Genomic DNA, 7,579 nt, shown 5'->3' with positions numbered 1-7,579 from the left:
TCACCTACTATAACTCAATTCGGATTCAAACGAAACTAAATAACCAGTCGCCGGTAGATTACAGGCGACTGGCTGCTTAAACTTGAAAGGTGTTTTGATCCCTGTCTCACAAACGGGGGTCAGTCCCATGGTCGGCAGGGCTTTTTAGTCTTACATTGATTCTGTACTTCTTGATTATGACCGGCTATGATTTTATGCCTTATGATAAGCTGCCTTATTCGAATTTTAAGTATATATTTTTTGTTTCATTTTTATGGTCAGTGTCACCAATTAGCAATCTTTAATGTTGGGACAGCTCGTCTGCTACTTGTTTATTTATCTGAAGTTTTATGGTCTAAGTCATGATGTAATTCGGTTGCTGGTATTTTGGCACTATAGATTTGACCTTTGGCAACAGGGTTAGAGATGTATACATAGCTCCCGCTTCCATCCGGCGCACTTCCTGTTGCCCACAAACCTTCACTGGATTCTTCGCCTTCAGACAAATTCCAAAACTCATAAGCTTCAGGCTGAGACTCTTGCTCTGCTTCAGGAGGAAAAGAAGCGGGGACCACAACACCGTTTTTTTCTTCCAATTCTTGGATTGCCGCCATCCATTGATATTGGTGATAGCGGTCACGTGCTAGCATTTTCCGTAGTGTAGCTCTGACGCTTTCATCTTGTGTCATATGATATAGCCTTGCTACCTGCAACCGACCCTGACTCTCTGCGTGCAAATTGGACCGCATATCCGCCAATAGGTTGCCACTTGCGACGATATAAGAGCCGTTCCATGGAACTCCATTTGAATTACTAGGTAATCCACCAAGACCGCTGACCAGCAAGTGCTGCGGGTTAATTCCCCCCATAATGGCAGCCGTAACAGGGTCTTTTGCAGCTTGTTCTTGATCTTCTGGTTTAGCTCCATCAAGTAGTTGACTAATTAAAGCACACAGCATCTCCACATGCCCCACTTCTTCAGTTCCAATGTCCATTAGCATATCTTTATATTTTTCCTCACCGCGACAGTTAAACCCTTGAAATAAATATTGCATCATCACGGTCATTTCTCCAAATTGCCCCCCCAAAACTTCTTGTACCTGCCGGGCAAAAAGAGGATCAGGACGCTCCACTTTCACTTCAAACTGCAACTCTTTTTGATGTCTAAACATAATTACTCCTCCTATAGTTAAGCAGCTTAGTAAATTCTAACTGTATTTAACCTTTTCAAGATGTAATAAAACGAGGATCAGCATAACAACAATCTGATAGGAGTCTTTACATTTAACTATCTGTTTGTTTGGTTTGTATAAAAATTATTAAGGAGGGAAGCATATGTTCACGTTTTAAAAAAAGTTTAAGGAGGTTTTTTTACATTGTATTTTTATAAAGAAGATCTAATTAACATAATAGTACCCGATAAGCCCGACCCGGCTGCTGCTAAAGTGATTCAAGAAGTATTAGGTGGTCGATTCGGAGAAATGCGTACCATGATGCAGTTTTTCTTTCAAAGTAATAATTTTCGTGGTAATGCTGTGCAGTTTAGGGATTTGATACGCGGAGTTTTTCTAGAGGAGCTTAGTCATGTTGAACTGGTCCAACATACTATTAATCAACTTCTGACTGGCTCAGGCGCAGACCAAGCCGGCGATGCTGGAATTGATCATGCTCCTTTAGATGAGGCGATAAAACACGCAAATCCTCATCATTTTATTATGGGAGCTCAAAGTTCCTTACCTGTTGATGCAAGTGGAAACCCTTGGCTAGGCAGTTATGTTTATTCCCACGGCAATCTGATTAGTGATTTGCTTGACAATCTCGTACTCGAATCTACAGGGGTTCTGCAAAAATCCCGAATTTACGAAATGAGCTCGAACAAAACATTCCGGGAAACGTTGGCTTTTTTGATTGTGCGGGATAATGCTCATCAGAATGCGTTTGCCAAAGCTTTAGAGACACTTGGAGTTGATTGGGGAAAATTGTTCCCGGTTCCAAACTACGATATTAACAAGTATCCAGAATGCCGGAAGTATGTTGAAATGGGCTTTCACAATGCACAGTTTAATTTTCGATTGGATTCTACCCGTATTGGAGAAATATTCAATGGGCAAACTCCAAGCAGAAACGGTGGGGATTTGAGTGTAATGGATCCTCCAGAAGGTTTTCCTCTTCCGTATATGCCTGAATTGCCTAATGAACATAGCCCAGGTCTGCATGATCTTAACACTTAGGTTTAAACAAATAAGTAAGGATAGTAACTAGGTTAATGTCCGTAACATAAAAAGAGGCTGTCCTTCGTAAAGAACCTACGAATCAAGGACAGTCTCTTTTTTTATTCGCGTAGCCTGTAATTCGGCATAACATTTCGTTCTACCGAAGTAACGCCGGGAGGCAGTAGTAGCGGATCAGGATTCCAAATAAATTTCATCAATGGATACATGGCGTTCTCTAGACAAATCTACATATTCATTATCGGTAATTCTCACTAAGGGTCTGAAGTAATCAGCAGGATTGTTCAGAATAATCGTTCCTGTCTGACCTGTAGTCAGCAGAACCTGCTTATTAATGAAATTAGGAAGCATGTGTCTGATGAACACTTGGGTAGCTTCTGGGTTTAGATGTCCAAAACTCATGCTGTGCAGCTCACGTAATACGGTGAGCAGTTCCTGCTTCGTCTGGTACACACGATTGGAAATCATCGCGCTATACACGTCGGCAATAGCTGTTATGCTGGCAAAAGGATGAATATCTTCCTTGAACAGTCCATGGGGATATCCACTTCCATCTTCACGCTCGTGATGCTGCAAGGCGACAATTGCAGAAATCTCATCGCTGGTTGAATTGCGGATAATATCATAGCCATATAGCGAATGTTTTTTCATCTCATGGAATTCTTCGGGTGTCAGTTTATCCGGTTTGTTCAAAATTTCATCCGGTATCATGGACTTGCCTATATCATGTAAGTACCCAGCTTTACCAGCGGCATATGCTTCTTCTTCCGTATATCCAAGCCATGTGGCAATGTAATATGACAGTACACCTACTTGGAGAGAATGATTATAGGTATAGTGATCTCCCCGTTCCATAATTAATAGCAGAGATACGACATCTTTTTGACGAGCCAGCTCTGAAACAAGAGGGCCGAACAGCTCATCGACTCGATATTCATCAAATTTTCCAGTTGAGGAGGCTTTGAGAAACATGCTTTCAAAGCCACTGATCGTCTGCTCCATGAGAGGAACGGCACGTTTGAGGGACTCGGGGGAAGCTGGGACATCGGGGGCAAAGTCAACCGGAATGCTCGCTGAACCGGCATCAATGTCGATATAATCGACACCGTGCATAATGAGTTTGGAAATATCGTCATGCTGTAGCTCGGTGCCCTGAATCATGACAGGTACACCGTGCCCATTGTATGTATCGGATTTGAGGCGATCTCCCGGCTTGGCATCGGTAACGTGTACTCTCATGCGCTAACCTCCTTATTGTCGTAAATTTGTCGAAAATACGAAACAAACTTAATATATCAAGAATTAAATGGTATGACAACGACTAATTTACTATTATTCCAAGCTGTAAAATAGGTCCCAGGAACCCGTTTCCTATCAGATACCTACAGTAGATAACGTCAATACCTTTCACTATGTTTAGGATATGAGATTGCCCAGAGAGTACAGCGAAGCTTAAGGACTATGTCCACTCATATGTACCATATTGCTAAATAACATGGTATGCTTAAACATTAGAAGCTCCAAAGTCGATATATATAAAGTATAGAGGAGGGCGGTTATGGAGATGACGACTCGGCAAACGTTGACCATTTTGCATACCAATGATATCCATAGTCATTTTGGCAGTATGCCTTCGATAGCCGCGATGATCGATGAACGAAGAGCCGCATCACGGGATGCGCTGCTTGTGCTCGACATAGGAGACCACATGGACCGGATGGCCCCCGAAACGGAAGGAACGCTCGGTGGGGCAAATGTGGATGTGATTAATCTAACAGGATACGATGCAATTACGATCGGTAACAATGAGGGACTGACTTTTACTCCGGATATGATTGAACAGGCATATGCGGGGATTCATTGTCCGGTCGTATGCGGCAATATGACAGAGCGTGCCACGGGGATGAGCCCTTCGTGGATGAAGGAATCCCTTATCGTAGATAAAGCAGGAATTAAGGTGGGTTTACTTGGTGTGACGGCTCCTTTTGTAGAGTTTTATCAATTGCTGGGTTGGGATGTGCTCAATCCGTTTGAGGTGCTGGGGAAGCAGATCGCGGCACTGAGAAAGCAGGTTGATGTTTTGGTTGTGATGTCGCACCTGGGTCTACCTTCCGATAAAAAATTAGCGTCGCAGTTTCCTGAAATTGACGTTATCCTTGGAGGTCACACCCATCATGTGCTGGAAGAACCGCTTTGGATCGGAAAAACAGCTTTATGTGGGGCGGGTAAGTTCGGAACGCTGCTGGGTGAAGTGACACTAAGTCGTAACAATAGCCTCGAACCGTTTCGAGTCACGTCGGGCGGCGTAGTTCCTGTGGATCAGACACTACTGGACGAAAAAGTGGCATCGGCCATTGTGGTGCATCGCAGACAAGCAGAACGCGCCATGGAGAGCACAGTTGCGGTGGCGGATCGAAAACTGGAGATCGCATATGATCAGGAATCCCCTTTCGGGAATATGCTGGCACAAGCGGTGTCCCATTTTACAGGAACAGAAATTGCCCTCGTCAATGCGGGACAACTGCTCGGCCCATTACCTCAAGGGGATATCAGCAAAGGAATCCTACATTCCTTATGCCCTTCGCCGATTAATGCCTGTGTTATGAAGTTGCGGGGAAGAGATATTCGGTTGGCGCTGGAGCAGTCCTTGCTACCTGAATTTACAGACAAGCCCATGACGGGTTTTGGCTTCAGAGGCAAAGTGCTTGGCACGATGTGTGTGGAAGGCTTGGCCATTCAGTATGACCCTGGCCGTGCTCCTTATGAAAAAGTGACGGACATTCGTGTAGCGGGTCAACCTTTGGAAGAGTATGAGGAATACACAGTGGGCACGTTGGATATGTTCACTTTCAAAGCAGGTTATGAGGTGCTTGCGAACGGAACAGATCTCCGATTTATGCTTCCAGAATTTTTACGGGATATGATTGAAATGGAGTTGAAGCGTCCGGGCGCGATGGAAGAATGTTTTGCAGCTAGGTGGCTTCAGGTATCAAAACAATCGGGAGAGGATTAAGCTGCGACTGGTACCTGTTACATTATTGAGAGCCGGCATGAAGCTTGGCAAGAAAATTTACAATGAAAACGGAATGGTGCTGCTCTCGGAAGGTGTTGAGCTTACTTCGCGATTGATTGAACGTCTAGGCCAAGTCGGTATTGGATATGTATACATTGAGGATGCTGTGACAGAAGATATCGTCATTCCTGAGATGATTCATGAACAGACAAGGGCCGCGGCGCTACAGGAAATCAAAAAGCAGTTTCAAGGGTTATCATCCTACTCCGTAGATCATAAGCACAAATATTTTGGCAAGTCATTTTATAAGGTGATGGAATCCATTCTGGACGATATTGGAGGCCGTCAGGACGCCGTCATTATGTTGATGGATATCGGGGCCGCGGATCAGGATTTGTATCATCATTCTTTGAACGTATGTTTGTATTCACTAGTACTTGGGATATCCAATGGCTACGATAATAACCAGCTCATGGAGCTGGGGATAGGTTCACTACTGCACGATATTGGTAAAATGAAAATTTCACCTCAAGTACTCTATAAGCCGGGTAAATTGACGGATGAGGAATATGAGCATATGAAAACACACACGGTGATCGGCTACAAGCTGCTCAAAGACGAACCTGGCATTCCCTTATTGTCGGCTCATTGTGCATTACAGCACCATGAGCGTATCGACGGCAGTGGATACCCACACGGTTGGAAAAAGGACCAGATCCACGAATATGCGAAATGGATCGGTCTGGCCGACTCGTACGACGCAATGACAGCAAGTCGGATATACAAACAGGCTTTGTTGCCCTATGAAGCGATGGAAGTGCTGTACGCCGGGGCAGGAACGTTATATGAGCAGCGAATGCTGGAAGCCTTTCGTGACTGTGTAGCTATTTACCCCCTGGGACTCTCTGTGGTGCTCAACACGGGGGAAGAGGGGGTCGTGGTGCGTATACATCCCAAAATCCCGCAAAGACCCGTCATTCGCATTGTAAGGGACCGGGATGGGCAGGAAGTGAAGGCACCTTATGATGTGGATTTGTCCGTATCCCTCTCGGTTATGATTACAAACACATTGGGTGCTACTGTAGCCCCTTTCGGAGGAGTACACGTAGATTAGCAGATGATGTAGAAGAAAGTATGCAGACACTTTACACATCATGATATGATAATTATACGTCTTTTGAGGTTAATAACAGAAATAAGGTGAAAACATAATGACAGTTCTACAAAATAACACGCTACCCCAAATATCGCCAACCTATGATCCGTGGGACCCGATTGTCTCACTGCGTACACATGGTCGTCATTTGCTTACGAGTGTGGAGATGACCGTAACGCATCTATGTAATATGCGCTGTGAGCATTGCGCTGTTGGCGATATGCTGGTTATGAAGGAGGCCCCTTTCCTTCCGCTAGACCTAATGCTGAAGCGTTTGGATGAAGTCGAGCATCTGGAGACGATCAGTATTACAGGTGGGGAACCTGCTTTACTTGATAAAACAGTGGATGAAGTAATCGTTCCACTGCTGAAATATGCCAAGGAGCGCGGTATTCGCTCGCAAATCAACTCCAATCTGACATTAGATATTCGCAGATATGAGAAGATGCTTCCTTATCTGGATGTGATGCATATTTCATTTAACTATTTGAATGCGGACGATTTTTATGAAGTGGGTTTTGCAAATACCGGCCGACCGACTCCACGTGCGGGTGCTGTTCGCCTGTATGAAAAAATGATGGAAAATGCTCGCAGATTGAGTGAAATGGGGATGTTCATTTCAGCTGAATCCATGATTAACTATCGGACACATACGAAGCTGGAGGGCATTCATCAATTAATCAACGAAATGGGATGCCGACGGCATGAGGTTCATCCAATGTACGCGTCGAATTTTGCCTCTGCTTTGCCTGTGCTTTCACTCGACGACATGCGGAACTCTATCCATAAGCTGCTGGATGTACGTAATCAGGACATGTGGATGTTGTTTGGCACATTGCCGTTCTTTGCTTGTTCGGATCGGGAAGAAGACCGCAAACTGCTTCGACGCTTGCGTCAGGAACCGAATATTACGGTGCGTAATGATCCGGATGGAAGAAACCGTGTGAATGTGAATATGTTCACGGGTAGCGTGTATGTGACAGATTTTGCAGACATACCGGCTTTCGGAAATATTCAGGAAGATAGTCTGGACGATATTTTTGGTGAATGGCTGAATGAGCATCCGCTGAATCAGACTGTGAACTGTCATTGTGATGCCGCTGCCTGTTGTGGACCAAATCTGCTCGTGGCGGATATGTATTACAAAGGAATAGACTTTAAATCAAGAAAAGCATTACAACTATAGAAATGGGGAGTTCG

The 7,579-nt window shown here is 44.6% G+C and carries 7 protein-coding genes; 5 read left to right on the top strand and 2 right to left on the bottom strand.

The features are described 5' to 3' along the window. Nucleotides 1-17 precede the first annotated feature (17 nt). Nucleotides 18-80, top strand: coding sequence for a hypothetical protein (locus tag WA407_RS26715; RefSeq protein WP_442952024.1), 63 nt, complete (start codon nucleotides 18-20; stop codon nucleotides 78-80). Between the two features lie 231 nt (nucleotides 81-311). Here the strand turns inward: WA407_RS26715 and WA407_RS06325 are convergent, their stop codons facing one another. Beyond that, complete coding sequence (locus WA407_RS06325) at nucleotides 312-1,151, bottom strand: manganese catalase family protein (RefSeq protein ID WP_165176021.1); 840 nt, start codon at nucleotides 1,149-1,151, stop codon at nucleotides 312-314. A 204-nt stretch (nucleotides 1,152-1,355) separates the two neighbouring features. Between WA407_RS06325 and WA407_RS06320 the strand changes: the two genes are divergently transcribed. Next, the gene (locus WA407_RS06320) at nucleotides 1,356-2,210 is read left to right on the top strand and encodes a manganese catalase family protein (protein ID WP_235307952.1); all 855 of its coding nucleotides are present in this window, start codon (nucleotides 1,356-1,358) and stop codon (nucleotides 2,208-2,210) included. A 174-nt stretch (nucleotides 2,211-2,384) separates the two neighbouring features. Here WA407_RS06320 and WA407_RS06315 read toward each other — a convergent pair whose 3' ends face one another. Then, on the bottom strand, nucleotides 2,385-3,449 hold the full coding sequence (locus WA407_RS06315) for an HD-GYP domain-containing protein (RefSeq protein ID WP_235307953.1): 1,065 nt from the start codon (nucleotides 3,447-3,449) through the stop codon (nucleotides 2,385-2,387). Between the two features lie 319 nt (nucleotides 3,450-3,768). On the opposite strand from WA407_RS06315, the gene WA407_RS06310 reads away from it, so the two are divergent. The 3 genes from WA407_RS06310 (at nucleotide 3,769) to yfkAB (ending at nucleotide 7,565) form a co-directional block, all read left to right on the top strand. Next, nucleotides 3,769-5,223, top strand: a complete 1,455-nt coding sequence (locus WA407_RS06310) for a bifunctional metallophosphatase/5'-nucleotidase (RefSeq protein ID WP_336076987.1) — start codon at nucleotides 3,769-3,771, stop codon at nucleotides 5,221-5,223. Beyond that, nucleotides 5,177-6,337, top strand: coding sequence for an HD-GYP domain-containing protein (locus tag WA407_RS06305; protein ID WP_061831692.1), 1,161 nt, complete (start codon nucleotides 5,177-5,179; stop codon nucleotides 6,335-6,337). Before WA407_RS06310 ends, WA407_RS06305 begins: the two co-directional genes overlap by 47 nt. Nucleotides 6,338-6,434: 97 nt before the next feature. Further along, a complete protein-coding gene (gene yfkAB / locus WA407_RS06300) occupies nucleotides 6,435-7,565 on the top strand; it encodes a radical SAM/CxCxxxxC motif protein YfkAB (RefSeq protein ID WP_023987890.1) in 1,131 nt (376 codons plus the stop codon). Nucleotides 7,566-7,579: the final 14 nt, after the last annotated feature.

The organism is Paenibacillus sp. 203, assembly GCF_037027525.1.
Taxonomy (GTDB): domain Bacteria; phylum Bacillota; class Bacilli; order Paenibacillales; family Paenibacillaceae; genus Paenibacillus; species Paenibacillus polymyxa_B.
This window is presented reverse-complemented; position numbering and strand designations above follow the sequence as displayed.

What these genes read in the sequence shown, in the direction of transcription:
- WA407_RS06325 (WP_165176021.1), bottom strand. Translation starts at nt 1,151, where the DNA reads ATGTTTAGACATCAAAAAGAGTTGCAGTTTGAAGTGAAAGTGGAGCGT.
- WA407_RS06315 (WP_235307953.1), bottom strand. Translation starts at nt 3,449, where the DNA reads ATGAGAGTACACGTTACCGATGCCAAGCCGGGAGATCGCCTCAAATCC.
- WA407_RS06310 (WP_336076987.1), top strand. Translation starts at nt 3,769, where the DNA reads ATGGAGATGACGACTCGGCAAACGTTGACCATTTTGCATACCAATGAT.
- yfkAB (WP_023987890.1), top strand. Translation starts at nt 6,435, where the DNA reads ATGACAGTTCTACAAAATAACACGCTACCCCAAATATCGCCAACCTAT.